28 protein-coding genes are annotated in these 24,067 nt (G+C 58.2%); 13 read left to right on the top strand and 15 right to left on the bottom strand.

Translation table 11 applies throughout. From position 1 onward, the window contains the following. Positions 1 to 37 precede the first annotated feature (37 nt). The 6 genes from radA to ACR0AH_RS02340 all read left to right on the top strand — a co-directional run bounded on the left by radA (position 38) and on the right by ACR0AH_RS02340 (position 5,353). Entirely contained in the window at positions 38 to 1,402 is a 1,365-nt protein-coding gene (gene radA / locus ACR0AH_RS02365) for a DNA repair protein RadA (protein ID WP_480590163.1), read from the top strand. A 40-nt stretch (positions 1,403 to 1,442) separates the two neighbouring features. Beyond that, a complete protein-coding gene (locus tag ACR0AH_RS02360; protein ID WP_170406144.1) occupies positions 1,443 to 2,015 on the top strand; it encodes a CvpA family protein in 573 nt (190 codons plus the stop codon). Positions 2,016 to 2,486: 471 nt separating this feature from the next. Beyond that, positions 2,487 to 2,642, top strand: coding sequence for a hypothetical protein (locus ACR0AH_RS02355; RefSeq protein WP_170396817.1), 156 nt, complete (start codon positions 2,487 to 2,489; stop codon positions 2,640 to 2,642). A gap of 16 nt (positions 2,643 to 2,658) precedes the next feature. Continuing rightward, complete coding sequence (gene purF / locus ACR0AH_RS02350; RefSeq protein WP_170396815.1) at positions 2,659 to 4,179, top strand: amidophosphoribosyltransferase; 1,521 nt, start codon at positions 2,659 to 2,661, stop codon at positions 4,177 to 4,179. A 238-nt stretch (positions 4,180 to 4,417) separates the two neighbouring features. Beyond that, on the top strand, positions 4,418 to 4,666 hold the full coding sequence (locus ACR0AH_RS02345; RefSeq protein WP_170396813.1) for a hypothetical protein: 249 nt from the start codon (positions 4,418 to 4,420) through the stop codon (positions 4,664 to 4,666). Between the two features lie 42 nt (positions 4,667 to 4,708). Next, complete coding sequence (locus ACR0AH_RS02340; RefSeq protein ID WP_480561417.1) at positions 4,709 to 5,353, top strand: SDR family NAD(P)-dependent oxidoreductase; 645 nt, start codon at positions 4,709 to 4,711, stop codon at positions 5,351 to 5,353. A 61-nt stretch (positions 5,354 to 5,414) separates the two neighbouring features. On the opposite strand, the gene ACR0AH_RS02335 is transcribed toward ACR0AH_RS02340, so the two are convergent. The 4 genes from ACR0AH_RS02335 to ACR0AH_RS02320 all read right to left on the bottom strand — a co-directional run bounded on the left by ACR0AH_RS02335 (position 5,415) and on the right by ACR0AH_RS02320 (position 7,928). Beyond that, positions 5,415 to 6,257, bottom strand: a complete 843-nt coding sequence (locus ACR0AH_RS02335; RefSeq protein ID WP_170732453.1) for an ATP-binding protein — start codon at positions 6,255 to 6,257, stop codon at positions 5,415 to 5,417. A 115-nt stretch (positions 6,258 to 6,372) separates the two neighbouring features. Beyond that, a complete protein-coding gene (gene tatC / locus ACR0AH_RS02330; protein WP_170396809.1) occupies positions 6,373 to 7,251 on the bottom strand; it encodes a twin-arginine translocase subunit TatC in 879 nt (292 codons plus the stop codon). After that, positions 7,248 to 7,706 (bottom strand): Sec-independent protein translocase protein TatB, encoded by a 459-nt coding sequence (gene tatB / locus ACR0AH_RS02325; protein ID WP_170396807.1) that lies wholly within the window; start codon positions 7,704 to 7,706, stop codon positions 7,248 to 7,250. The genes tatC and tatB overlap by 4 nt, the downstream gene beginning before the upstream one ends. Before the next feature lie 6 nt (positions 7,707 to 7,712). Continuing rightward, complete coding sequence (locus ACR0AH_RS02320; RefSeq protein WP_010440381.1) at positions 7,713 to 7,928, bottom strand: twin-arginine translocase TatA/TatE family subunit; 216 nt, start codon at positions 7,926 to 7,928, stop codon at positions 7,713 to 7,715. Positions 7,929 to 8,146: 218 nt separating this feature from the next. On the opposite strand from ACR0AH_RS02320, the gene ACR0AH_RS02315 reads away from it, so the two are divergent. Both ACR0AH_RS02315 and ACR0AH_RS02310 read left to right on the top strand, forming a co-directional pair. Continuing rightward, entirely contained in the window at positions 8,147 to 8,452 is a 306-nt protein-coding gene (locus tag ACR0AH_RS02315) for a hypothetical protein (RefSeq protein ID WP_170406158.1), read from the top strand. 21 nt (positions 8,453 to 8,473) lie between these two features. Further along, a complete protein-coding gene (locus ACR0AH_RS02310; protein WP_480590161.1) occupies positions 8,474 to 9,145 on the top strand; it encodes a helix-turn-helix transcriptional regulator in 672 nt (223 codons plus the stop codon). A 63-nt stretch (positions 9,146 to 9,208) separates the two neighbouring features. On the opposite strand, the gene ACR0AH_RS02305 is transcribed toward ACR0AH_RS02310, so the two are convergent. The 8 genes from ACR0AH_RS02305 to ACR0AH_RS02270 all read right to left on the bottom strand — a co-directional run bounded on the left by ACR0AH_RS02305 (position 9,209) and on the right by ACR0AH_RS02270 (position 16,617). Then, entirely contained in the window at positions 9,209 to 10,372 is a 1,164-nt protein-coding gene (locus tag ACR0AH_RS02305; RefSeq protein ID WP_480590159.1) for a peptidoglycan DD-metalloendopeptidase family protein, read from the bottom strand. A gap of 58 nt (positions 10,373 to 10,430) precedes the next feature. Further along, entirely contained in the window at positions 10,431 to 11,081 is a 651-nt protein-coding gene (locus tag ACR0AH_RS02300; RefSeq protein ID WP_480590157.1) for a protein-L-isoaspartate(D-aspartate) O-methyltransferase, read from the bottom strand. After that, positions 11,078 to 11,860, bottom strand: a complete 783-nt coding sequence (gene surE / locus ACR0AH_RS02295) for a 5'/3'-nucleotidase SurE (RefSeq protein ID WP_170406170.1) — start codon at positions 11,858 to 11,860, stop codon at positions 11,078 to 11,080. Before surE ends, ACR0AH_RS02300 begins: the two co-directional genes overlap by 4 nt. Before the next feature lie 118 nt (positions 11,861 to 11,978). After that, a complete protein-coding gene (locus tag ACR0AH_RS02290) occupies positions 11,979 to 13,064 on the bottom strand; it encodes an ABC transporter ATP-binding protein (RefSeq protein WP_170396795.1) in 1,086 nt (361 codons plus the stop codon). 80 nt (positions 13,065 to 13,144) lie between these two features. Beyond that, the gene (locus ACR0AH_RS02285; protein ID WP_480590155.1) at positions 13,145 to 14,191 is read right to left on the bottom strand and encodes a methyltransferase domain-containing protein; all 1,047 of its coding nucleotides are present in this window, start codon (positions 14,189 to 14,191) and stop codon (positions 13,145 to 13,147) included. 96 nt (positions 14,192 to 14,287) lie between these two features. Continuing rightward, positions 14,288 to 15,400, bottom strand: a complete 1,113-nt coding sequence (locus tag ACR0AH_RS02280) for a hypothetical protein (protein ID WP_480590153.1) — start codon at positions 15,398 to 15,400, stop codon at positions 14,288 to 14,290. 2 nt (positions 15,401 to 15,402) lie between these two features. Then, positions 15,403 to 16,182 (bottom strand): SDR family oxidoreductase, encoded by a 780-nt coding sequence (locus ACR0AH_RS02275; protein ID WP_480590151.1) that lies wholly within the window; start codon positions 16,180 to 16,182, stop codon positions 15,403 to 15,405. A 72-nt stretch (positions 16,183 to 16,254) separates the two neighbouring features. Continuing rightward, positions 16,255 to 16,617 carry a SnoaL-like domain-containing protein gene (locus ACR0AH_RS02270; protein WP_170396787.1) on the bottom strand — a complete coding sequence of 121 codons (363 nt, stop codon included), beginning with the start codon at positions 16,615 to 16,617 and terminating at the stop codon, positions 16,255 to 16,257. A 109-nt stretch (positions 16,618 to 16,726) separates the two neighbouring features. On the opposite strand from ACR0AH_RS02270, the gene ACR0AH_RS02265 reads away from it, so the two are divergent. The 3 genes from ACR0AH_RS02265 (at position 16,727) to ACR0AH_RS02255 (ending at position 20,814) form a co-directional block, all read left to right on the top strand. Next, positions 16,727 to 18,331, top strand: coding sequence for a peptide chain release factor 3 (locus ACR0AH_RS02265; protein WP_170396785.1), 1,605 nt, complete (start codon positions 16,727 to 16,729; stop codon positions 18,329 to 18,331). Between the two features lie 23 nt (positions 18,332 to 18,354). After that, positions 18,355 to 19,278 (top strand): glycosyltransferase family 2 protein, encoded by a 924-nt coding sequence (locus ACR0AH_RS02260; protein WP_480590149.1) that lies wholly within the window; start codon positions 18,355 to 18,357, stop codon positions 19,276 to 19,278. A gap of 183 nt (positions 19,279 to 19,461) precedes the next feature. Continuing rightward, complete coding sequence (locus tag ACR0AH_RS02255; protein ID WP_480590147.1) at positions 19,462 to 20,814, top strand: DEAD/DEAH box helicase; 1,353 nt, start codon at positions 19,462 to 19,464, stop codon at positions 20,812 to 20,814. Here the strand turns inward: ACR0AH_RS02255 and ACR0AH_RS02250 are convergent. The 3 genes from ACR0AH_RS02250 to ACR0AH_RS02240 are packed head-to-tail and all read right to left on the bottom strand — an operon-like array spanning position 20,811 to position 22,833. Beyond that, positions 20,811 to 21,713 carry an EamA family transporter gene (locus ACR0AH_RS02250; protein WP_480590145.1) on the bottom strand — a complete coding sequence of 301 codons (903 nt, stop codon included), beginning with the start codon at positions 21,711 to 21,713 and terminating at the stop codon, positions 20,811 to 20,813. The two genes, ACR0AH_RS02255 and ACR0AH_RS02250, sit on opposite strands and share 4 nt — an antisense overlap. A 21-nt stretch (positions 21,714 to 21,734) precedes the next feature. Further along, positions 21,735 to 22,637 carry a fatty acid desaturase gene (locus tag ACR0AH_RS02245; RefSeq protein ID WP_480590143.1) on the bottom strand — a complete coding sequence of 301 codons (903 nt, stop codon included), beginning with the start codon at positions 22,635 to 22,637 and terminating at the stop codon, positions 21,735 to 21,737. After that, positions 22,630 to 22,833: a DUF2061 domain-containing protein gene (locus tag ACR0AH_RS02240; protein ID WP_170396775.1), complete on the bottom strand. Its 204-nt coding sequence runs from the start codon at positions 22,831 to 22,833 to the stop codon at positions 22,630 to 22,632. The genes ACR0AH_RS02245 and ACR0AH_RS02240 overlap by 8 nt, the downstream gene beginning before the upstream one ends. 108 nt (positions 22,834 to 22,941) lie before the next feature. On the opposite strand from ACR0AH_RS02240, the gene ACR0AH_RS02235 reads away from it, so the two are divergent. Then, positions 22,942 to 23,808, top strand: coding sequence for a helix-turn-helix domain-containing protein (locus tag ACR0AH_RS02235; RefSeq protein WP_480590141.1), 867 nt, complete (start codon positions 22,942 to 22,944; stop codon positions 23,806 to 23,808). A 76-nt stretch (positions 23,809 to 23,884) separates the two neighbouring features. Continuing rightward, entirely contained in the window at positions 23,885 to 24,067 is a 183-nt protein-coding gene (locus ACR0AH_RS02230) for a hypothetical protein (protein WP_170396771.1), read from the top strand.

Here is a 24,067-nt window from a genome sequence, read left to right as displayed (position 1 = left end):
CTTGAAGAACCGCCCCGCCTCGGGCACGAAGGGCGACATGGCAAAGACACCTTCCTTCACCTGCTCCGCCTGCGGTGCCTCACATACACGATGGTCGGGCCGCTGCGACGGTTGCGGCGAATGGAATACCATCGTTCAGGATACACCGCTCTCGGCTGGACCGGCCAAGAAATCCCTCGGCGGAAAACGCGGGCAGTCAATCGCGCTCACGGACCTGTCGACCGAAGAAACACCCCCGCCTCGCACCCTCTGCGGTGTCGAAGAACTCGACCGGGTTCTCGGTGGAGGTCTCGTCCCGGCCTCGGCCCTGCTGGTCGGCGGAGACCCGGGCATCGGTAAATCCACCCTATTGCTGCAAGCTGCCGCGCGCTTTGCGCGCAAGGGCGTGAAAACCATCTACGTCTCAGGCGAAGAGGCCAGCGCACAGGTCCGAATGCGCGCACGTCGCTTGGGGCTTGAGGAATCACCGGTGCAGCTCGCGGCCGAGACCAACCTGCGCGACATCCTCACCACGCTTGAGGCGGAAAAGCCCGGCCTTGCGATCATCGATTCGATCCAGACCATGTGGGCTGACAATGTGGACAGCGCGCCGGGCTCGGTCAGTCAGGTCCGCGCTGCGGCCCATGAACTGACGACATTTGCCAAACGCCACGGCGTTTCGATCATCATGGTCGGCCACGTCACCAAAGAAGGCCAGATCGCGGGCCCGCGTGTGGTCGAGCACATGGTTGACACCGTGCTTTATTTCGAGGGCGAGCGCGGACACCAGTTCCGCATTTTACGCGCGGTCAAGAACCGCTTTGGCCCTGCCGATGAGATCGGTGTGTTCGAAATGACCGGCAAGGGCCTCGCGCAGGTCACCAACCCGTCGGCCCTGTTCCTGTCGGAACGCGGCACACCGAGCCCCGGTTCGGCGGTGTTCGCAGGCATCGAAGGCACCCGGCCTGTTTTGGTCGAACTCCAAGCTTTGGTCGCCCCGTCCCCCCATTCTCAACCCCGGCGCACCGTTGTGGGATGGGATAGCGGGCGGCTCGCCATGATCCTTGCGGTGCTCGAGGCCCGATGCGGCATTCCCTTTGCCGGGCTCGATGTCTATCTGAACGTCGCCGGAGGGCTGAAAGTCAGCGAACCCGCCGCCGACCTCGCAGTAGCCGCTGCGCTGCTCAGCGCCCGAGAAGACACCGCCTTGCCCGCTGATACGGTTGTTTTCGGAGAAATCTCGCTATCCGGGGCACTTAGACCCGCCCCACAGACCGAAAACAGGTTGAAAGAAGCGCAAAAACTTGGTTTCACAGCGGCAATTGCTCCGGCAGGCGGCAAAACCGGTACTGTGGCAGGTCTGACACTCACCCGACCCTCTGATTTGGTGGGGTTTGTTGGCGAAACCTTCGGAGCAGGGTAAAGTCGCGCCTTGAGGGGCAGAAAACGAACAGGCGAGGGCCATGGAAGGTTTTACAATAATTGACGGGGTTGTGGCCCTGATCATCGTGCTGTCGGGCTTGCTGGCCTATTCGCGCGGTTTCATGCGCGAGGTTTTGGCCATCGCAGGTTGGGTCGCCGCGGCAGTTCTAGCATTCATCTTTGCGCCGCAGGCTGTGCCGCTGGTCAAAGAAGTGCCAGTGGTCGGTGAATTCCTGCGCGACAGTTGTGAGCTTTCGGTGATTACCGGCTTTGCCGCCGTCTTCGCCATTGCACTGATCGTGGTCAGCATCTTCACGCCGCTATTCTCTTCACTGGTGCAGCGTTCTGCGCTTGGTGGGCTGGATCAGGCGCTTGGCTTCTTCTTCGGCATCGCCCGCGGCATCCTGTTGGTTGCCATCGCGTTCTTTGTCTACGACACGGTGATGACCGGCCAGTCTTATACCATGGTTGATGAAAGCCGCTCTGCCAAAGTGTTCGAACAGTTCAGCGGACAGATCGAAGAACAAAACCCCGAGGCGGCGCTGGGTTGGGTTACCGCCCAGTACGAAGAGCTGGTCGCAAGCTGCACCGCCGACAACGCCTCTGAGGGCTAATCAAACCAAATTCCAACGAGAAGCCCGGTTTCAGCCGGGCTTTTTTGCGTTTGGTTCGGAAAAATCAGATAAACCCTTCGCCACCACAAATATTGCAACGGATGGTCTTCAGGCCAAAGCATCCGTCACATCGGCTTGAGATCGGCTTGCCATACTGGTCTCGGCTCTTGATCACTTCACCGGTTCCCTTGCAGATCTCGCAGGGTGCGCGCCCTGCCCCACGACATCGGTGGCAACGCCGCTTGACAGGTTTGTCCTTCGGTGTGTTTTGCTTGTGTTGCCACATGGCGTCTGCTCCACCAGGTATTGCCGGACTGCATGCAAAAAACCTTCGTAATGATATGACAGCATAGGTCTGTACATTTGTCATCCTAAACCCGCGGCGTGTACAATTCGCACCTGCGTCAAATCGCGAATGTGATCCTTTGATGACACACGCATCGTTTGGCATTATGTGGAGGCCATACCGACATGGAATCGGAGCTGCCGACCTTGCTGTATCTGTTTTCTTATGCGCTAGCCGCTTTCGTGCTTGTGCCTGAGTCCCGTGCAAACGGACCAAAACACACCATTCAGATACCCGTCCGCACCCGATCCGACCTGAACGCCATCCTAAGCAAGTCATAGAAATTGGAGCCCGTGTATGTGTGGGATTTTGGGGATCGCAAGCCGGACACATGATGTCTTTGCGGAAATCTATGACGGCTTGCTGATGCTTCAGCACCGAGGTCAGGACGCCTCGGGGATCGTCACCTACAACGGCGAGTTCTTCCGTGAGAAGAAAGCAAATGGTCTCGTCAAAGACGTGTTCAATGCCAGTGACGCCGAAACCCTGTTGGGAAAGGTCGGCATGGGCCATGTCCGCTATCCAACCGCTGGCTCGCTCAGCGCGGCCGAGGCGCAACCATTTTTCGTGAACGCGCCTTATGGCATCTATCTGGTTCACAACGGCAACATCACCAATACCGAAGAACAGCGCGAAAAGGTAACTGCCAAATACAGCCGTCACCTGCGCACAACTTCGGATTCAGAGGTCCTTCTGAACGTACTGGCCGACAAGGTCGCTGATGCGATCAAGGTCAATGGTAATGCTGATCCGATCCGCAACCTGTTTGCCGGTGTCAAAATGACGATGGAGCGGGTTCAGGGGGCGTATTCGGTGATCTGCCTCGTCGCGGGCGTAGGGATGCTGGCCTTCCGCGATCCTTACGGCATCCGACCTTTGTCTGTTGCCAAGCGTGCTGCAACTGGTGACGGCGATGATTACGCCTTTGCGTCCGAAGATGTGGCATTCGGCATCAACGGTTTTGACAAGCTGCGCGACCTAGGTCCCGGCGAGGCGATCCTTATCGACCTCGACGGCAATATGCACGAGTTCCAGGCCGTTGAAGGTAAACTGACACCCTGCATCTTCGAGTATGTCTATCTAGCCCGACCGGATTCGCTGCTGGATGGGGTGTCGGTTTACAAAACCCAGATGCGAATGGGGCAGACGCTGGCCAAGCAAATTCAGGACTCGGGACTTGAGATCGACCGGATCATCCCTGTGCCAGATAGCGCCCGCCCTGTCGCGCTTGAGGCCGCAAAGATCACAGGCATTCCCTATCGCGAGGGGCTTGTTAAGAACCGTTATGTTGGCCGCACCTTCATCATGCCAGGCCAGGAAGAACGGCAGAAATCCGTGCGTCGCAAACTGAACGCGGTGCCTTTGGAGTTTGACGGTCATAACGTACTGCTGATCGACGATTCGATCGTGCGCGGCAATACAATCAAAAAGATCGTCCAGATGTGCCGTGAGGCCGGCGCCAAAAAGGTCTATATCGCCAGCGCCTCGCCCCCGGTGAAATACCCCAATGTCTATGGCATCGATATGCCAACCCGACACGAGCTTGTCGCGAATGGCAAAGAGATCGAGGAGATTCGCGAAGAACTGGGTGCGGATGCGCTGTTCTACCAACATCTCGACGATCTGATCTGGGCTGCCAAGGAAGGCAACCCCGAGATCGAAGCCTTTGACTGTTCCTGCTTTGACGGCAACTACGTCACCGGCGTCGATGAGGAATATCTGGGTAGTCTGGAAAACAGCAGTCGGGTCAGCAAAAAGCGTGAGGATATGCAGGTGGTCGGCAGTTCGTGGAACGCGGCGAAACTTGCCTCGGGGTGATCGGGCGAATCGCTTTGTCCTGAGGCGCCGGCCAAGAGACTTGCGCTAGCGGCCATAGGTCAGAATCCGCCGACAACCTATTGCTGAACAGGCTGCATTTGCAAAGGGTTCGGTATGCGGCATTCGGACCGCTTCCAACCGAGTGCTGCCGGCCTTTTGGTCCGGCAAAGCCCGTGTTACCCGAATGCCGAAAACCACTCACAAAACGGGGTCCGGGCGCGCAGCTCGGCCACAGATCATGGCAAACGCAACGGTGAAAAGCGCCGCCACACAGGCGGGAGCGCTCAAGAAGAACGCGGTCTCGGTATTGGGCATTTTTGGGCCCAAGGCGGACCTGCAAGCCCTGGTCCGCATGTCGTCGGGGCGCATTAAGAAAGTGAAACCCGGCAGTCGTGTCGGCCCGGGTAAGGTCGTCGCCATTGATGAAAATGGTGTTGTGCTGCGACAAAGCGGCCAGAACCGAAGGATCGACATCCCCGGCAGCTGATCCTGACTTGACGCCCTGCGCGTGCAGGTTCAAACCCCCCTCATGACCGATCAGACCAAAATCGCCCTTATCACCGGGGCTTCTCGTGGGTTGGGCGCGGCGCTGGCCGAAGCGCTGGCCCCCGACTATCACATCGTCGCTGTCGCTCGCACTCAGGGCGGGCTGGAAGAGCTGGATGACCGCATCCAGGCAAAGGGTGGCTCGGCCACTCTGGCCCCCATGGACATCACCGATCCCAATGCGATGGCGACCCTGTGCCGGGGCATTCACGATCGCTGGGGCAAGATCGATTTGTGGTTGCATACTGCAATCCATACCTCAGCCCTGACGCCAGTGCATTTCGTTGATCCGAAGGAATGGAACAAGGCAGTCAGCATCAATGCAAACGCCACCTCGGTTCTGATCCCGTATGTCGCGCCTTTGTTGGGCGAAACTGGCCATGCCGTGTTCTTCGATGACCCGAAGGCAGGCGAGAAGTTCTATGGCATCTACGGCGCCACCAAAGCGGCGCAGATGGCGCTGGCTCGCAGTTGGGCGACCGAGACCGCGCGGACGGGACCGCGCGTGTCGATTGTTGTGCCTGCACCGATGCCGACCGCCGTACGTGCGCGTTTCCATCCCGGTGAGGATCGGGATGTATTAACCAGCACTGCGGATGAGGCGGCGCGGATTATAGCACTGTTGTGAGAATGGCCCTGACGGGCCATGCCTCCGGCAGAGGTATCTCTGGCCAGATGAAGCGGGCGGACTAACCGATATGGACGCCGTTTCGCCCGGCGAGGTCGACGAAGAATTGCCAGGCGACGCGGCCCGAGCGTGCCCCCCGGGTGGCTTGCCACTCGATGGCTTCCGCGCGCAGAGTTTTTGGATCAACCTTGACGCCATGAGCGGCGCAGTAACGATCGATCATCGCTAGGTATTCGTCCTGATCGCAGGGGTGGAACCCCAGCCACAGGCCGAAACGGTCAGAGAGTGAGACCTTCTCCTCAACCGCCTCGGACGGATTAATGGCGCTGGAGCGTTCGTTTTCGATCATGTCGCGCGGCATCAGGTGGCGGCGGTTTGATGTGGCGTAGAACACAACGTTTTCCGGGCGACCTTCGATACCGCCATCCAGCACGGCCTTGAGCGATTTGTAATGCTGGTCATCGTGGCTGAACGACAAATCATCGCAAAACAGGATGAACCTGTGCGGCGCGGCACGCAGGTGGTTCAGCAAACGCGCGACCGAGCCCATATCCTCGCGCTGCAATTCGACCAGTTTCAGGTCAGGATGCTCATCCTGCAACGTACCGTGCACCGCTTTGACGAGGCTGGATTTCCCCATTCCGCGCGCGCCCCACAAGAGCGCGTTGTTAGCCTTGTAACCCGCAGCAAAGCGGCGCGTGTTGTCCAGCAACGTATCGCGGGAGCGGTTGATCCCCACCAATAGATCAAGGTCGACCCGATTGACCTGTGTGACGGGTTCCAGCCGGTCAGGCTCGACATGCCAGACGAAAGCCGGGGCCGCGTTGAAATCAGGTGCCGCCAGCGGCGCGGGCGCCATGCGTTCCAACGCGTCCGCAATGCGATTCAGGGCTTGGTCGTCCATCGGCTCCTCCGGGATGTTCTGGCGGAGTTCAACCATGTTCCGATCAACACAACAAGAGTAGCAATTGAAAAAGGCGCGCCTACCTTGGGCGCGCCTTTAAAGCTATTGGAACAGGTTACTTGTTCTCTTCGTAATCCTGCATCACGTCTGCGTCGGCTTCGGCCTCTTCATCGTCGTAGTATCCATCGGCGCGCAACTGTTCTTCGCGCTTCTTCTCGACACGGGCGACCAGGAATATTGAAATTTCATAGAGACCGTAAACTACGACAAAGAGGATGATCTGGGTGATCACGTCCGGCGGGGTGACAATCGCAGCCAACACAAGAATGCCTACCACCGCATATTTACGCACTGCCCCCAGACCTTCGGCACTGACAAGTCCGGCCTTACCCATCAGTGTCAGCAATACGGGCAATTGAAAGCACAGGCCAAAGGCCACGATGAACTTGATGGTCAGGTTGAGATATTCCTGCGCCGAACCCTGAAACACCACGCTCAAAGGTGCGGTTGCGCCTTCTGCTACAGCTTCCCCTTCCGCTCCAAATTGCTGGAAACCGAGGAAGAAGTCATAGGCCAATGGCGTGACCACATAAAAAGCGAAGCTTGCGCCCAGCAGGAACATGAAGGGAGAGGCCAGCATGAACGGCAGAAACGCGTTCTTTTCCGATTTATACAGGCCCGGCGCCACGAACCTCCACATCTGCATCCCGATATAGGGAAAGGCCAGAATGAACCCGCCCAGCAGCGAAACCTTGATCGCTACAAAGAACCCTTCCTGCGGCGAGATGAAGATCAGCCCGCAATCCTGTCCACGCTCGGTCAACACCTCACATAGCGGTTGCGTGAGGAAGTTGAACAGTGGCGTGGCCACGGTGAAACAGATGATCATACCGATCAGAAACGCCACAACGCAGTGGATCAGCCGCGTACGTAGCTCGGCCAGGTGCTCGATCAGGGGTGCCGAGCTGTCCTCGATCTCGTCGGTCTTGGTCATGTTTTGCTTTCGGTTTTCAGCGCTGCTTCGGCCTCTTCCGCCTTGGCCAGCGCATCCGCGGCTTCCTTGGCCTTGCGTTCAGCGGCAGCGCGGGCCGTTGTGGCTTGGATCTTCTTGGCTTGCTCTGCTCGCTCGGTGGCCAGCTTGCCGGTCTCGCTGTCAGGGTCGAACTTGGTTGGGTCGATGGATTTGGCCACGTCGCGCGCGGCTTCGTTGATCCCGTCCATCGCTGTACTAACCGGGTTGGTCGCCGCGTTCAGGCCCTTCTTGATCTCATTGACGCCTGCTTCGTCCGCAGCCTCGTTCATTGCCGTGCTGAATTCGCGCGCCATGCCGCGCGCCTTGCCGACGAATCGTCCGACATTGCGAAACAGCACAGGCAGGTCCTTTGGCCCCACCACGATCAACGCGACGATGCCGATGACCAGAAGCTCGGTCCAGCCCAGATCAAACATCTAGGCTCAGACCTTGTCTTTGTCAGTCTCAGGCGTGACGTCCTTGGCCAGCTCGGACGCATCCTGCTCCAGTTCTTCCGAACCTTCCTTGATGCCTTTTTTAAACGAGGTAATGCCTTTACCCACTTCACCCATCAGCGAGCTGATCTTCCCGCGTCCAAACAGGACGAGAACCACAACAGCAATCAGCAGGATACCCGGAAGGCCAATATTGTTGAGCATGACTTGTCTCCTTCTACGTCGGCGCAGCGCGCCGTGAATATGTCTGGCCCCGTGTCTACGCCCGTACGGGCATCAGCAAAAGTGCGACAGATCAAATCCGCGCGCAAAATTGAACGGATCATGCGGTTTTTGCGGACTCGCATTTCTCAACTGACAGGTTTATGTCAGTTGGCATCACCTAGAAGGACGATATCGAAACCTGGTCTACGGAGAACCACATGACCCATGTCGCAGAAATCGTCACCTTTACCCTTGCTGACGGCACAAAGCCCGAACAGTTCGTCAGGCTAAGCCAAGCCTCCGAAGCCTTCGTCCGCGCGGCTCCCGGCTTTACCCACCGCCAGCTAAGTCATGGCGAAGATGGCCGCTGGACCGACTATGTCGTCTGGACCGATATGAAATCCGCAAAGGATGCCGCTGCTGCATTCATGCAACAGGATTTTGCACCCGCTCTGATGGCGGCAATCAACCCCGACAGCGCCCAGATGCGTCACGAGACCGTGCTATGGAACATGACCGCCTAAGGGCGGCTCAGACGGCGTGTCATGCGCCGCACTGACCGCTTGTTCGACATCATACAGATCCTGCGCGATGGTAACTTGCACCGCGCGCAGGACATCGCGGACCGACTTGAGGTGTCGGTCCGTACGATCTATCGCGATATGGACACGTTGGTGGCCTCGGGCGTACCTGTAGAAGGCGAACGCGGCGTAGGTTACATGGTGCGTGAACAGATCACGCTGCCCCCGCTAAACCTGACACCCGCCGAGCTTGAGGCTCTGAACCTCGGCATGGCGATCGTTGCCGAGGCCGCCGATCCCGATCTTAAATCCGCCGCAGAATCTCTAGCCGAGAAAATCGACGCCGTCCTGCCCACGCAGGTCATTGCCGAGGCCGACAGCTGGAAATTCGCGGTCTATCCCTTCGCTGATGTCGTACGCGGAATGGCACATATGGCCCCGATCCGCGCCGCGATCAAATCGCGCCAGAAATTGCAGCTTAGCTACCGTCGCATTGACGGCGCGCTGACCGGACGCACCATCCGACCGCTACATATGGAATACTGGGGCCGTGTCTGGACACTGACTGCCTGGTGCGAGCTGCGCAACGACTTCCGCGTCTTCCGCATCGACCTGATAGAAAACGTCACGCCTCTGCCGGAACTCTTTACTGACGAACCGGGTAAACGGCTCAGCGACTACGATCCCAATGCGTGATCCGTCCTTCAACTGGCCCCAAATACCTCCGCCGGAGGCATGGCCCGGAACGGGCCATTTCGGTCACTTCAGGTAAGGCTCGGGATCAACCGACTCGAACCCTTTGCGCACTTCGAAGTGCACATATGCATTGTCGCCCCCGCGCAGCGAGGCGATCTTCTGTCCCCGTCGCACCCGATCACCTTTCTTGATGGTGATATTGTCGACATTGGCATAAACAGTCAGCAAGTCATTGTTGTGTTTCACAACGATGATCGGAACCTGATCCGCATCCGCGGTGATCGCGGCGACCGTGCCTGCCTCGGCCGCACTGACCGACGCGCCTGGCGCTGCGGCGATATCTATCCCCTCATTCTTACCCTTCTTGTAGGTCCGAATGATGGTGCCGCTCACCGGGCTTGCCAGCGCCGAGCTTCCCGAATTGGTCGGGGCCTCGGCTGTGATATCCGGCGCAGGCGTTGCCGCGGCAACTTTCTCATCCGGCAATGGCTGCGTCGCGCTCGGCGGCGTAGGAGTTGGTGAGCCTTCGCCCGGTTGGGTTACCGCAGTTGCCGTGGCGGCCGGCGCTGCTGCCCGAGGTGCCGGTTGATTCTTGACCGGGATCAACAGGTACTGGTCTTCGCGCACCATAAAGTTTGGTCCCAAACCGTTCCATTCTGCCAGAGACTCCACAGGCACCTGATAGAGCCGCGAAATTGTATAGGCTGTCTCACCCCGCTTGACCTTGTGCCGGATCGGCTCAGGCCCCGTAGCAACCGGTGCCGGAGCCGCAGCAGGCTGCGCGGGCTCCAATGTCGATGTCTGTACAGATCCTGTGTCCGGTGCCTCGTCAATCGCGGTTCCGGCAATGGTCGCAATATCAACATTGCTCGTCCCACCGACCGAGCGCGGCAAGGCCAAAACTTCACCGTCTCGCAGGCTGTCATTTGGCTGCAATCCGTTAAACCGGGCCAATTCGGCCACCGGCATGCCGATCCGGGTGGCGACATCGCCAACTGTATCCCCACGGCGGGCTACCGCGACCTGATAGTTCGGATAGGTGATCACGCCACGCGCATCCGGCGTCGGGCGGTTGGCGGTCGCTGCAAGGGCGGCATCTGCAGTGGAGAACCCGCCGACATTGCCGCGCAGGTCATAGTCATATGGCCCTTCACACCCGGCCAGAATTGCCAGTGCGGCAACACCTGTCGCATAGCGGCGCATTGCTGATTTGGAAACTGCTCTCATTTTACTGTCCTCAACGCCTGCCCCTGTTCTCCGGGGTTCTGGCGCCTCTAATATACCTTTACGCTCCGTCTTTTCCCAGCCCCTCAAGCAAGGGCACAAAACGGACCGGCAACAATTCGTCATAGTCCAGACCGGTTTCAGTGCGCGTGACCCGGATTAGGGTCTGCACCGCGTCCGACTGGCCCACGGGTAACACCATGATACCGCCGATTTTCAACTGCGCCAAGAGCGGCCCCGGAGGATCTTCGGCGGCCGCGGTCACAATGATACGGTCAAACGGGGCCTGTTCGGACAGGCCAAACGATCCATCCGACAGCATCGCGGTCACATTCGTCAGCCCCAGCTCACGGAACAGTTCTCCCGATTCGCGCACCAGCCTCTTGTGCCGCTCAACCGTGTAGACCCGGCGCGCCAGCTTGGACAGGATCGCCGCCTGATAGCCCGAGCCGGTGCCGACCTCTAGAACCGTATCACGCGGACGCACCTGCAGCGCCTGCGTCATCAGCCCCACAACCGAAGGCTGGCTGATGGTCTGTCCACAGGCAATCGGTAGCGGAGTGTCCTCATAGGCCCGGTCCGCGAACAGGCCTTTGACAAACTGCCCCCGGTCAACCTGCTCCATCGCCGCCAGCACACGTGCATCCGTTACCCCGCGCGAGCGCAGGGCAAACAGGAACTGCATTATGGTTTCTGCGCTTGGCCCAGTCATTCGATGACCTTTAGCGCCTCGAGCGTGTCATATGCTGTCAGATCAGCGCGCATCGGAGTGACCGAGATATACCCTTCCAGATTGACCGCCGCATCCGTGCCCGGAGCGGTCGGGTTATGCTGATACCCGCCCTTGATCCAAAGGAACCGGCGACCCGAGGGCGAGCTGTGCGGCTCGACAGAGAAATGTGTATCGCGTCGGTACCCCTGCGGGGCCACGCGCGTACCCAGCACCTCATCTGCGGGAACCGGAGGGAAATTCACATTATAGAACAGACGATAGTCGCCCTGCTGCTCGGGTGTCGCATCAAGAATGCGGCGCACCAGATCGGCCCCAAATTTGGCAGCCGCCTCAAACGGATCGTCCAGCCCCAGATTGCGCGGCCCGAAATACTGAGACAAGGCAATCGCGGGCACACCTTGCAACGCCGCCTCCATCGCGCCGCCGATTGTACCCGAATACAGCGTGTTTTCAGCCGAGTTGTTGCCCCGGTTCACCCCTGACAACACCAGATCGGGCGGGGCGTCCTTCATAACGTCGTGCAAACCGGCTAACACGCAATCCGCCGGAGACCCTTCGGCGGCATAGCGACGCTCGCCCAGTTTGGCGACCATCATCGGGTGGGTATAGCTGATGCAATGGCCCACGCCCGACTGTTCAAAGGCAGGCGCGACGACCCAGACCTCGCCATCGGGACCGGCCAGTTCAGCCGCGATCGCTTCAAGTACAATCAGTCCCGGCGCATTGATGCCGTCATCATTGGTCAGAAGAATTCGCATGCCCGGTCCACCCCTCGTTTTGCCCTTGATAGACCCGCCTCAGCGCTGCGACAAGCAATGCACATGCGCAATCTGAGGCTTTCACGCACCACTTGGATGAAAATGCAGGATTTGAGCGTCAGGCCGGGAACACAAAACACCGGTCGCGGCGAATGGTCAGCCACATGACACGGCCCTCTTTGGGCACAAAGACGTTCGGAACCGTCGCCTTCAGGATCGAGCCATCATAGTCCATGCGAAACTCGACAAGGCTTTCATTTCCCAAAAACCGAGCACGCTCAACCACGCCTCGGGCGGCAATGCCGTCTGTCGGCGTCGGCGCAGGCCCTTTGCCATTGCGGTCGAAGTCCAGCTTGACGTGCTGGGGTCGAAACACGATTTCAACATCGGTCGCGTCCGGCACACCGGGCGCAAGAAAACGGCCAAACGGAGTATGCGCCAACGCACCATTAACTTGGGCCTTCAACACATTGATATCACTAAAAAACGAAACTGCTGCCTTGTCTGCAGGCCGGGTATAGACATTGTATGGCGCCCCCTGCTGCACAATCTTGCCACGCCGCATCAGCGCGATTTCATCAGCCATTCGCATCGCCTCGTCCGGCTCATGCGTGACCAACAGAACAGCAGCGTCCTCTTCTTTGAGGACTGCGAGCGTTTCGTCCCGAATGCCGTCGCGCAAACGGTTATCGAGGCCCGAGAACGGCTCATCCATCAGCATGATCCGCGGACGTGGGGCCAAAGCACGGGCCAGAGCAACCCGCTGCTGCTCACCCCCAGATAACTGATGCGGAAATCCATCGATGAACCGCATCAGATCGACCTTGGTCAGCAGTTCCTCGACCCGCGCGCGTTTCTGCTCTTTGCTGCCTTTCAGGCCGAACGCGACGTTATCCGCCACGCTGAGATGCGGAAACAGCGCAAAATCCTGAAACATCAGCCCAATCTCGCGCCGTTCGGGCGGTACTCGGAACACCGTGTCACAGATCAGCTTGCCATCTACATAAATCTCGCCCGAGGTCTGCATTTCGACCCCCGCGATCATCCGCAATGTGGTCGACTTTCCGCAGCCCGAAGGCCCCAGCAGGCAAGTCACCTGCCCCGCGTGTACGGTCAACGATACATCATCCACGACCGTCCGCCCGCCAAAGCGCGCAATCAGATTGCGGATTTCCAATCGAGGAGGAGTTGTCGTCACTGTCACCGATGGACCCCATTGCCTTTCCCGATCAATTCCATCGGGCTTAGGCGGGGATAACAACCCCGCCCATCAGGCGCAAGGGATCAGCAGCACCCGGTCGAGGCAGCTTCGCCCTGTACAACAAACGGGCTATCCCCGCCGCAGCCTTCGAAAATCCCGTAATGGGTCGAGAAATCGCCGATAAACTCGAAATGTCGTGCAAAACGGGTGTCTTGCAGCATCATCCACGTGTTGCCACAGACCGGGAATACTTTGCCGGCCTCGATCGTATGGTGGTCATCCAGAACAAATTCATGCGGCGCATGCGGCACTGTGCCCTTGTAGATCACAGCCTGACCGTAATCCTCGCACGCAGGTTCCAACTCCGGCAGCTTGAACAGACGGTAGGTGGCCGAGATAAAGCTCATCGGTGCGACCCGTTCTTCAAGAATTGGGTTCTCGATGGCCAAAGGCCGATGCGTCACCCGACGGGGATCGCCAAATCCGGCAGCACGCGACATCGACAGAAAATCGTTCCAATAGAGCGCACCCGACAGGCATTCGCCATACAGGATCTCATCCTCGGCCATCGCCTTGGGCACCCGGCGGTCGGCATAGACGTCCGAGAAATACATCTCGCCACCCTCTTTCAGCAGCCGATGCGCACCGCGCAGCACAGCAGCCTTGTCGGTCGCCAGATTGATCACGCAGTTTGAGACGATGATATCGAACGATCCCGGTTCGAGGTCCAGCTCATCCAGCTTTTCGATATAGCCGTGGTGAAACTCGACATTGCTGGCCGAATGTCCGAATGCCATCGCGTGATAGTCCTGATGCGCACGCGCCACGTCGAGCTGCTCAGGCGTCATGTCAACGCCGACGACACGGCCCTTTTCACCGACCATCGCGGATAAAGCATACACATCGCGCCCCGCACCACAGCCCAGATCCAGGATACGCATTCCCTCCAGATCCAACGGAGCAATCAGCCCGCATCCATAGTAACGTGTCAGCACATCATCATGAATTTGCGACAGAATTTTCTTGAAGTGATCCGGCATATCATCCGGAGTACAGCAGGCATTTGTTTGCAAATCCGCGCTGCCTTGCAACACCTCACCGTAGTAGTTCTGCACAGCCTCGTGCTTCATCGGGGCAATCCTTTTGTCACTGGTCTTTTGCAGCTAGTGCAGCAATCCACACCACGCAATCCACCAGCGCCCGATCTGACGAAACCGTGACAGGGCTCAGGCGAGCAGGTCGAAATCGACGCCTGCGTGCACGCGGCCGTTCACTTGAATCTCTAACCGATGCGGCCCAGGAACCAACTTGAACGTTGTTGCATTGCCCTTCAGCTTGTGCCGCTTTCTAAGTGTCAACTGACCACCTGTAAGCGCGGCCTGTTTCAACTTGTGAACCTTGGGTGAGATCTTTCCGCCAGGTCGTTGGAAATGAACGATATAGTCGACCAAGACTGGCTGATCTTCTGCGCCGCTCAGGCGGGTTTCAAACTCCAGCGCTTCACCAATCCGGGCCGGACCGTTTACCTGAATCTCAACCGCAATATCTGCATCGGGATCGTATCCAAGCACCTTCATCGCCTTGGGATGCCCAGATTTCACAAGGCCTCGTAATGCATGAGATGTCATCCAGTTCAGTTCGTCCTTGTCCTGCCGCCCTGTCTCGCCCCAGCTACGCAGACGTTCCAGCACCAGATCGGGGTCTTTCTTGGTGATATCATTCAGATGATTGGCGACCGAGCGCGTCACATAGCGCGTCCGATCCCCGTGCAACCGGTCCAATAACGGCAATGGGTCTGACATTGCCAAGCCAACGGCCTGCCCCCACGGTAAACGCGGCCGCGTGCCCTCGCTGACCAGACGACGCACGTGATAGCTGGGATGGGTGCACCAGCCCTGCATCCGCGCCATAACCAGTTCGGAGTGGTGATTGAGGAACGGGCGGATCGCCCATTCCATCGAAAATCGCTGGGTCAGCTCTTCAAATACATCCAGCGCCAAAGCGGGATGATCCAGGCCGATTGCACAAACCCAATCACCCAAGGGCGCAAAGATAAAGTCTCCGAAGTCATCATCACTTTTGGCGGGGTCCAGCGGAGGCGGCAGCGCCCGCAGAATGATCGGTGCCACTGCCGGCAAATCGCCAGGCACCGATTCTTGCAGACACTCTGCAATCCGCGCCATACGCTCTTTCAGTTCAAGCTCGGGCAAACGCGACATCACTTTCGCCGCGAATGCTTCTTCTTTGAAATCGGAATCAGCATTGGCGAACAAGCCCGCAAGAAAGCTCACCTTTTCCGCGTTGAACAACTGATCTTTCAGAGAAAAGTTCTGTGCCATACCTACATCGTCAGATTGGTGCCACCACCGTCCAGCAAAATGTTCTGCCCGACAATGAACCCGGCGTGTTGCGAGCATAGAAACGCGCAGGTCGCCCCAAACTCTTCCCTCGTGCCATAGCGTCTCGCTGGGATGGTTGCAGCGCGTTCAGCCCGTGCCTCGGCCATCGAAATACCTTTCTGCTCTGACACCCCGCCATCCAGCGCGTTCGCGCGGTCGGTGGCGTGGATACCTGGCAGCAGATTATTGATCGTCACGCCATGTGGTGCCACCTGGCGCGATGTGCCCGCAACATAGCCGGTTAATCCAGTTCGCGCCGCATTTGACAGGCCCAGCACCGCAATCGGCGCGCGTACCGACTGCGAGGTGATATTCACCACGCGACCCCAGCCCTTATCCATCATGCCCGGCAGCAGAGCCTTCATGAAAGCTATGGGTGTCAGCATATTGGCATCCAGTGCTTTGATGAAATCATCACGCTCCCAGTCCGACCACATGCCGGGCGGAGGGCCACCCGCGTTTGTGACAAGGATATCAGCACCCTGCGCAGCACTTATCACCTCGGCCTGACTCTCTGGTGTGGTAACATCACAAGCCACTGTCTGCACGGCAACGCCATATGATGATCGCAAACGCGTGGCTTCAGCCTCCAACGTTTCGGCTCCGCGCGCGTTCATCACAAGATCAACGCCGGCTTCGGCCAACGCCTCGGCACAGCCCAATCCCAAGCCTTTGCTGCTGGCACAAACCAGCGCACGTTTTCCGCGAATTCCCAAGTCCATTCTGGCCCTCCCTATCTTCGGCACACATCTAACATCGGCCCGGCAAAGAAGGCCAGAATGGGATCTTGCGGATTAATAAAAGAACTCTTCACGCACGATCTTGCCATCGGCGACGTGATAGACACCGACCTCACGCATATCAAAGCTCTCACCGGTTTCTTTCACCTTGCCCTGCACTTCAAAGATCACGGCAAAGCGGTCGTCACCATGCGGGTACGGGCCACTGACGGACGCGCCCGATACTTCATGTGCGCCTTCCCACCATTCGTGCTTGCCACGAATAGCTTCCAATCCGTGCGTCTCGCGCCCCATGCCCGCAAAATCTTGTCCCTCAACAGAAACAGCATCCGAGGCATAAAGCTTCTCGAGGTTCTCCTTGGCCCGGTTCTCGCGGCATCCAGCAACCAGTTCGTCTGCGATTTCTTTCAAATTCATTGGTCCACTCCATATTTTGTTCACTATATGTTCTTATTGCCACAGCCACATGATTCGAACCACCCCCTTTGTCTTGCCTCAGTTGGATTCCCCGCCTATACGCGCGCTTATGCTTGATACTTCGAACCAACCCACCCTGCCGCCCGAGATCGCTCGTCGCCGGACATTCGCTATCATCTCGCACCCGGATGCAGGTAAGACGACGCTGACGGAAAAGTTTCTGCTGTACGGCGGCGCGATCCAGATGGCTGGACAGGTACGCGCCAAGGGTGAGGCACGGCGGACGCGGTCGGACTTCATGCAGATGGAGAAAGATCGCGGTATCTCGGTCTCAGCCTCGGCCATGTCATTCGACTACGGGAACTTCCGGTTCAATCTTGTGGACACACCCGGCCACTCGGATTTCTCCGAAGACACCTATCGCACCCTGACGGCCGTAGACGCCGCCGTCATGGTCATTGACGGAGCGAAAGGTGTGGAAAGCCAGACGCAGAAACTGTTCGAGGTCTGCCGCCTGCGCGATCTGCCGATCCTGACCTTCTGTAACAAGATGGACCGCGAAAGCCGGGATACGTTCGAGATCATCGACGAAATTCAGGAAATGCTGGCGATCGACGTCACGCCAGCCGCGTGGCCTATCGGCGTGGGTCGCGATTTCATCGGCTGCTACGACATGCTGCGCGACCGGCTTGAGCTGATGGACCGCGCCGACCGCAACAAGGTGGCCGAAAGTATCCAAATCAATGGTCTGGATGACCCTAAGCTGGCCGAGCATGTGCCCGCTGAATTGCTCGACAAGCTGCTGGAAGAGGTTGAGATGGCACGCGAATTGCTGCCCAAGCTCGACCCTCAGGCGGTGCTTGAAGGGCACATGACGCCGATCTGGTTTGGTTCGGCCATCAACTCGTTTGGCGTCAAGGAACTGATGGAGGGTATCGGCGCCTATGGTCCGCAGCCGCAGGTTCAGTCGGCTGAGCCCCGTCAGATCGCGCCCGATGAAAAGAAGGTCGCCGGTTTCGTGTTCAAGGTGCAGGCCAATATGGACCCCAAACACCGCGACCGGGTGGCGTTTGTCCGCATGGCCTCGGGCCATTTCAAACGTGGCATGAAGCTAACGCATGTGCGATCGAAGAAACCGATGGCAATATCGAACCCCGTGCTGTTCCTCGCCTCTGACCGGGAACTGGCCGAGGAAGCCTGGGCCGGAGACATCATCGGCATTCCCAACCACGGTCAGTTGCGCATCGGCGACACGCTGACCGAAGGTGAGGCGATCCGGGTAACCGGCATCCCCTCCTTCGCACCGGAATTGCTGCAAACGGTGCGCGCGGGTGACCCATTGAAGGCCAAGCATCTGGAAAAGGCCCTGATGCAGTTCGCCGAGGAAGGTGCCGCGAAGGTATTCAAACCTTCTATTGGGTCGGGCTTCATCGTCGGAGTCGTCGGTGCGCTGCAATTCGAGGTGCTCGCCAGCCGGATTGAGATGGAATACGGCCTGCCTGTGCGGTTTGAGGCGTCTCAGTTCACCTCGGCCCGTTGGGTCAGTGGCAACAAGGTTGAGATCGACAAATTCGTCAACGCCAACAAGCAGCATATTGCCCATGATCACGATGGAGATATCGTCTATCTAACGCGGCTGCAGTGGGACATCGACCGGGTCGTCCGCGATTATCCCGAGCTGAGCCTGACCGCGACGAAGGAAATGATGACCTGACGGACTCTGCGGGCAATCCAGAAGTGACCACATGGGGGATTGTGTCCACGATCCGCGCCCCGCGTGAGGATATTTTGCGCTTTGCCGCCCACCACCTCGATATCGGCGCGGACCGGATTCACATCTTTCTAGACGAGCCGGTCCAGGGGGACATCTCAGCCCTGCGCGAGCATCCCCGGATCCGGGTGCGTACCTGCGATGCTGCGTTCTGGAAGCGTCGCAGGCGTGAGAGGCCGGACAAACATCAAGTTCGACAATCCTCGAACGCGAATTTGATCTACAACAGGACTGATCTGGACTGGGTCGCACATATCGATGTCGATGAGTTCCTGTGGCCGATGTCCCCGATCCCAGACCTGCTGCGCGACATTCCCGATGACATCCCCGCCGTCCGCGTCCGCCCGATTGAGGCGCTGGCGGGTGGCCAGGACCTCTACAAAGCGTTCATTCCCGAAGGTCAGAATCGACAAGCGCTGGTCGAAGCGCTCTATCCCAATTTCGGCACTTACGTTCTGGCCGGTTTCATGAGCCACATTCAGGGCAAACTGTTCGTACGCGGCGGTTTGAAAAAACTGAGCGACCGTATCCACAACCTCTATCAGCACGGTGAGTTTCTGCCAGTCAGAACCGAGCTTCCTCAGATCGATCTGTGTCATCGCCACGCCCCGGATTGGGAGCATTGGCTAGCGCATTATCGTTTCCGCCTCGAACGCGGCTCGTACCAGGCCAGCCTGGATCGCCCGCGAAAGATCGGTGCGCTAGACAGGTACGAATTGATCACCCTTCTGGAAACCGAATACGGGCTCGATGGCCTGCGGGAATTTTACGATGAAATCAGCGCTGCTGACCCGGAAGTGCTGGAACGGCTTGAGGATAACGACATGATCCGTCACCGGCCGCTTGATCTGGACCAAAAAGTCGCGAAACACTTTCCCGGAACCATCTGAATTGTTGCGGAAATCCTTGTTACCGGCAGATTTGCCACGGATTAAACCGACTTCATTTGACCCTGCCCCACGTTTTTGTTATGCCCGCGCCACAGCCGAAACGCGCATGGGGCGCATGGCCATCCGGGCCCGGCATTTTCAGACGCGCGGGCCAGGTCTAGTGTCCGCTTGAACCGGACATACATGACAAAGTTTAACGAACTGAACCTGAACCCGAAGGTCCTCAAAGCAATTGAGGAAGCCGGATACGAAACCCCGACCCCGATCCAGGAAGGCGCAATTCCAGCCGCGCTGGAAGGGCGCGATGTTCTGGGGATCGCCCAGACCGGCACCGGCAAAACCGCCAGCTTCACCCTGCCGATGATCACATTGCTGGCCCGTGGGCGCGCCCGCGCACGCATGCCACGCTCGCTGGTCTTGTGCCCGACGCGGGAACTGGCAGCGCAGGTGGCCGAAAATTTCGACACCTACGCCAAGCACCTCAAGCTGACCAAAGCACTGTTGATCGGTGGCGTTTCCTTCAAGGAACAGGATGCTCTGATTGACCGCGGTGTTGACGTGCTGATTGCCACTCCGGGCCGTCTGCTGGATCATTTCGAACGCGGGAAGCTGCTTCTGACAGGCGTTCAGATCATGGTGGTGGACGAAGCTGACCGGATGCTCGACATGGGCTTCATTCCTGATATCGAGCGCATCTTCTCGCTGACGCCATTCACCCGCCAGACGCTGTTCTTCTCGGCCACCATGGCGCCCGAGATCGAACGGATCACCGATACTTTCCTGTCGGCCCCCACCCGGGTCGAAGTTGCGCGTCAGGCCACCGCTTCGGAAACCATCGAACAAGGCGTGGTGATGTTCAAAGGTGGTCGCCGGGATCGTGAGGCCAGCCAGAAACGCAAAACCCTGCGCGCATTGATCGATGCCGAGGGCGACAGATGCACCAACGCGATCATCTTCTGCAACCGCAAGACCGATGTAGATATCTGCGCCAAGTCGCTGAAAAAATACGGCTATAACGCCGCCGCGATCCATGGCGATCTGGATCAGTCGCAGCGGATGAAAACACTGGACGGATTCCGCGATGGATCACTGCGGCTGCTGGTGGCTTCGGACGTTGCTGCGCGGGGTCTGGATATCCCCTCGGTCAGCCATGTGTTTAACTTCGACGTTCCCGGCCATGCCGAAGATTATGTCCACCGCATCGGCCGCACGGGCCGTGCCGGGCGCGAAGGCAAGGCAATCACGATCTGCTCGGGCCGCGATGAAAAGGCGCTGGCCGCGATCGAGAGCCTGATCCAGAAGGACATTCCGCGCATCGACAATCCGGTCAAGGCCGATGAGCCCAAGCCCGAGGCGCCAAAGCCAGAGAAGAAGGCCAAAGCGTCGGACAACAAAAAGAGCGAGAGCCGCAAAGAGCGAGAGCCCAAAACCCGTGGTCGTGGGCGTCGCGACGATGGCGGGCCAGCAGTTGTAGGCATGGGGGATCACCTGCCCAGCTTTATCGCTCTCAGCTTTGATGAGCGTCGCGCTGGCTAGATTGTCAGCACAAGCGCCAGTATCGACAAGCCAAGCAACGTCATCCCGGCGATCTCGCGCCGGGTGATGGATTCTCGGAAAAACAGCAGCGATGCGAACAGGCTGAGGATCAGTTCGATCTGACCCAAGGCCTTTACATAGGCTGCGTTCTGCAACGTGAAGGCGAAGAACCAGCAAAACGAACCACAGAGGCTGGTCAGGCCGACAAAAACACCGGTCCGGCGAGTCTCCCACACCGCGCGCAGCTCGGCCCTGTCTCGCCAAAGCAGCCACAGCCACATGCTGAGAAACTGAAACGTTACCACGACGGCCAGTGTCACAAGTGCCCGGAACCACGCATCGATGTCGCCCAATTGCAAAGAGGCGCCGCGATAGCTGACCGAGGAGAATGCGAATAACACGCCTGACCCCAGTCCAAGACGCGAGGCTTTGTTTGTCAGATGTTGCCACCAAGCGCCGCTGCCTCCGGGCGTTTTTGACAATAACAGGACGGCCAGCAACCCAAGCAGAATTGCCCCCAGCGCCCCGGTAGAGACCTGATCGCCGAGGACAAGGAACCCCACAATAGCGGTTTGAATCACCTCAGTTTTCTTGAACGTAATCCCTACCGCAAAGTTGCGCTGCTTGAACAATGCCACAACGCAGATCGTGGCCAATATCTGTGTGGTCCCGCCGATGATAGCAAATATCCAGAACTTCGCCGTCAGCGCTGGCAGTTCGTACCCCGTCGCGCCCAAAGCAATGAAAAGCCCCAGCAAGGCCAATGGCATGGAATAGGCGAAACGTGCAAATGTCGCCCCAGCAGCCGAAAGCTTCACGCTGCTCAGGGATTTCTGCAGCATGAACCGCACCGTCTGGAACGATGCGGCCGCGATGGTGACGGGAATCCATAAACTCATGGCTTCCCTTCTGTCGTTAAATCAAGGCTTTGGCCAGAGCGGATGCGCCACCGGATCCTTGGCGCGCCAGAAATACTCTCGGAATATCTGCCCGTACGAACGGTAGACATAAGCCTCGTTACAGGCCAAGTATCTTTCCTTGCCCGTGCGGTAGAGTGCCGGCAATCGGTACCAAGGTGCAGATGGGTTCATATGATGAACGACGTGCAAGTTATTGTTCAAAAACAGAAATGCAAGGATGCCACGGTCTTCTACGATCACTGTGCGCGCGCGCGATTTCTCATGCGCGCGGTGTTCCAGGAATGTGCGGATCTTGACCAGTCCCAGCCCGATATATGCTGAAAGGGCGAAGGCCCAGATCGGCATTTGCGAAAGCGCGACGACCCAAAGAGTCGCGACAACGCCGGGCATATGCAGCGCCCATGCCAACAAAATCGCCCGATCTCCGCGAAGTGCACCACGCAGTTCATCCCGCAAGAACGCAACCTGCCCGATCGCAGGCCCCAGAACCATCCGCCCCAGCAAAGTATTGTTCACTTGATACATCCGTATTTGCCATCGAGCCAGAGACGCCCAGACCTGCGGGTCGAGATAGTTGGTCTCAGGGTCATCATAGGGATCGGTTAGGTTCGCATCACAGTGATGCGCCAGATGCAGGTCCCGAAACCGATTGTAGGGAATGAACAAAGTCAGCGGCATCGCCATCAGCGTCTCATTCAGCCACTTCTGGCGAAAGGGATGCCCGTGCAAAGCCTCATGGGTCAGCGAGGAATGCAGCGCAGCCACCAGCCCCATGAACGGGATCGCAAGCCAAAGCGATATGCCTGCCAGCCAGAAAATCGCACCAATCCAGGCTAAATAGCACGCGATGATCAGGGCAAATGTCGCCCATTCGGGTGATTTGGGTGTGACCGGCTCAGCCATTGCGGCCCCACGTGATTCCGGCCCAGATACGCTCGTAAATTACATACATGGTCAGACCAATGGCTGTATTGACCAGCGCAACCATCCCTCCAAGTGCTGCTGAACCCGTGGCGATCAAACCAACCAGCGTCATCATCGCCAGCCCCATCGCATTCCACACCAGCGCCTTCACGACCGACCTGCGTCGCGTTTCCATTCCAGACCCCATTCTTATTTTTGTAACACCAGCGTTACAGACAGAGCCAAGGGTCGTGAATTCTGAATATGATTAACAATTCTCAACAAAGGTGATATTAATCACCACATGATTGATAAAATCGACAAACGGGATCGTGCCCTGCATTTTCGCCAGCGCTTGGCCCGAGCAATGCAGGATCGAGATGTCAGCCAAAGCGCCCTGGCACGCGACATAGGTGTTGACCGATCGACCGTTTCGCAGTTGCTGACCGGTGCGGGCGCGCGCCTGCCCAATGCACATGTGGTCGGTAGCTGCGCCTCGGCGCTCGGGGTTTCCACCGACTGGCTTCTTGGGCTTTCCAACCGACCCGAAAGCGCGGCAGAACTATTGGCCAGTTCCCTCACCCTAACCGAGGCCGCCCGGGCATTGGTTGATGAGCGCATTTTTGAATGGCATCAAGAGGCCGCCGGCTACAAGATACGCTACGTTCCGGCTACCCTGCCCGACATGCTCAAGACCCGCGCCGTGCTTGAATGGGAATACGCTCCGCATCTTGGCCGTACTGCAGATCAAGCCATTGGCGCCTCGGCAGACCGGCTGGCATGGATGCGCAGCGCCCAGTCCGATTATGAGATTGCCATGCCGTTGTACGAGCTTCACAGCTTTGCCTATGCCACCGGTTACTACGAGGGACTACCGCTTCAGGTCCGGTTGGATCAGATCGATCACCTGCTGTCGGTGTGCGAGCAGCTTTATCCACGTCTGCGCATCTATCTATTTGATGCAAAACGTCTTTACTCTGCCCCCGTCACGATATTCGGCCCACTTCTTTGCGTGTTCTATGCCGGAAGCCACTACATGGCTTTCCGAGACCGCGACCGGATTGAGGTCTTTACGCTCCATTTCGACCGGCTGGTTCGAGAGGCGGATATGACCGCGCGTGATTTCCCGGACCATCTGCAGCAATTGCGCTCAGAAATCTCTCAGACATGACCTGGGCTGAAAGCTGTAGTATAGTCACTTGGCGCGAAACTACAGACATTCCGATCTGAGATGGAGGATGACGGGAATGGACGCACTCAAAACCGCTGAATACGCACGTGCCCTTTATACGGCCCATGGCGATCGGGCCGAAGCCGAAGCTGCGCAGAAAATGCGCGAATGTGAAGCCGCCGGAAATCAGCAGGAGGCGCAGGACTGGCAAGCCGTCCGCAGCGCCATCCGCCAGATTCGGGGGCCAAATCAGGGCTGA

Source organism: Ruegeria sp. AM5 (genome assembly GCF_056540645.1).
Note: the sequence above shows the minus strand (reverse complement) of the source record. Positions and strands in the feature narration are given on the sequence as shown.

Excerpts from the sequence above, each read along its gene's own strand:
- ACR0AH_RS02265 (WP_170396785.1), top strand. The coding sequence starts at position 16,727 with ATGCTTGATACTTCGAACCAACCCACCCTGCCGCCCGAGATCGCTCGT.
- ACR0AH_RS02300 (WP_480590157.1), bottom strand. The coding sequence starts at position 11,081 with ATGACTGGGCCAAGCGCAGAAACCATAATGCAGTTCCTGTTTGCCCTG.
- ACR0AH_RS02240 (WP_170396775.1), bottom strand. The coding sequence starts at position 22,833 with ATGGAAACGCGACGCAGGTCGGTCGTGAAGGCGCTGGTGTGGAATGCG.
- ACR0AH_RS02235 (WP_480590141.1), top strand. The coding sequence starts at position 22,942 with ATGATTGATAAAATCGACAAACGGGATCGTGCCCTGCATTTTCGCCAG.
- ACR0AH_RS02320 (WP_010440381.1), bottom strand. The coding sequence starts at position 7,928 with ATGCTCAACAATATTGGCCTTCCGGGTATCCTGCTGATTGCTGTTGTG.
- ACR0AH_RS02355 (WP_170396817.1), top strand. The coding sequence starts at position 2,487 with ATGGAATCGGAGCTGCCGACCTTGCTGTATCTGTTTTCTTATGCGCTA.
- ACR0AH_RS02335 (WP_170732453.1), bottom strand. The coding sequence starts at position 6,257 with ATGGACGACCAAGCCCTGAATCGCATTGCGGACGCGTTGGAACGCATG.
- ACR0AH_RS02345 (WP_170396813.1), top strand. The coding sequence starts at position 4,418 with ATGGCAAACGCAACGGTGAAAAGCGCCGCCACACAGGCGGGAGCGCTC.
- radA (WP_480590163.1), top strand. The coding sequence starts at position 38 with ATGGCAAAGACACCTTCCTTCACCTGCTCCGCCTGCGGTGCCTCACAT.
- purF (WP_170396815.1), top strand. The coding sequence starts at position 2,659 with ATGTGTGGGATTTTGGGGATCGCAAGCCGGACACATGATGTCTTTGCG.
- ACR0AH_RS02305 (WP_480590159.1), bottom strand. The coding sequence starts at position 10,372 with ATGAGAGCAGTTTCCAAATCAGCAATGCGCCGCTATGCGACAGGTGTT.
- ACR0AH_RS02315 (WP_170406158.1), top strand. The coding sequence starts at position 8,147 with ATGACCCATGTCGCAGAAATCGTCACCTTTACCCTTGCTGACGGCACA.
- ACR0AH_RS02255 (WP_480590147.1), top strand. The coding sequence starts at position 19,462 with ATGACAAAGTTTAACGAACTGAACCTGAACCCGAAGGTCCTCAAAGCA.
- ACR0AH_RS02275 (WP_480590151.1), bottom strand. The coding sequence starts at position 16,182 with ATGGACTTGGGAATTCGCGGAAAACGTGCGCTGGTTTGTGCCAGCAGC.
- ACR0AH_RS02250 (WP_480590145.1), bottom strand. The coding sequence starts at position 21,713 with ATGAGTTTATGGATTCCCGTCACCATCGCGGCCGCATCGTTCCAGACG.
- tatC (WP_170396809.1), bottom strand. The coding sequence starts at position 7,251 with ATGACCAAGACCGACGAGATCGAGGACAGCTCGGCACCCCTGATCGAG.
- tatB (WP_170396807.1), bottom strand. The coding sequence starts at position 7,706 with ATGTTTGATCTGGGCTGGACCGAGCTTCTGGTCATCGGCATCGTCGCG.
- ACR0AH_RS02285 (WP_480590155.1), bottom strand. The coding sequence starts at position 14,191 with ATGAAGCACGAGGCTGTGCAGAACTACTACGGTGAGGTGTTGCAAGGC.
- ACR0AH_RS02245 (WP_480590143.1), bottom strand. The coding sequence starts at position 22,637 with ATGGCTGAGCCGGTCACACCCAAATCACCCGAATGGGCGACATTTGCC.
- ACR0AH_RS02310 (WP_480590161.1), top strand. The coding sequence starts at position 8,474 with ATGCGCCGCACTGACCGCTTGTTCGACATCATACAGATCCTGCGCGAT.
- ACR0AH_RS02230 (WP_170396771.1), top strand. The coding sequence starts at position 23,885 with ATGGACGCACTCAAAACCGCTGAATACGCACGTGCCCTTTATACGGCC.
- ACR0AH_RS02360 (WP_170406144.1), top strand. The coding sequence starts at position 1,443 with ATGGAAGGTTTTACAATAATTGACGGGGTTGTGGCCCTGATCATCGTG.
- ACR0AH_RS02340 (WP_480561417.1), top strand. The coding sequence starts at position 4,709 with ATGACCGATCAGACCAAAATCGCCCTTATCACCGGGGCTTCTCGTGGG.
- surE (WP_170406170.1), bottom strand. The coding sequence starts at position 11,860 with ATGCGAATTCTTCTGACCAATGATGACGGCATCAATGCGCCGGGACTG.
- ACR0AH_RS02270 (WP_170396787.1), bottom strand. The coding sequence starts at position 16,617 with ATGAATTTGAAAGAAATCGCAGACGAACTGGTTGCTGGATGCCGCGAG.
- ACR0AH_RS02280 (WP_480590153.1), bottom strand. The coding sequence starts at position 15,400 with ATGGCACAGAACTTTTCTCTGAAAGATCAGTTGTTCAACGCGGAAAAG.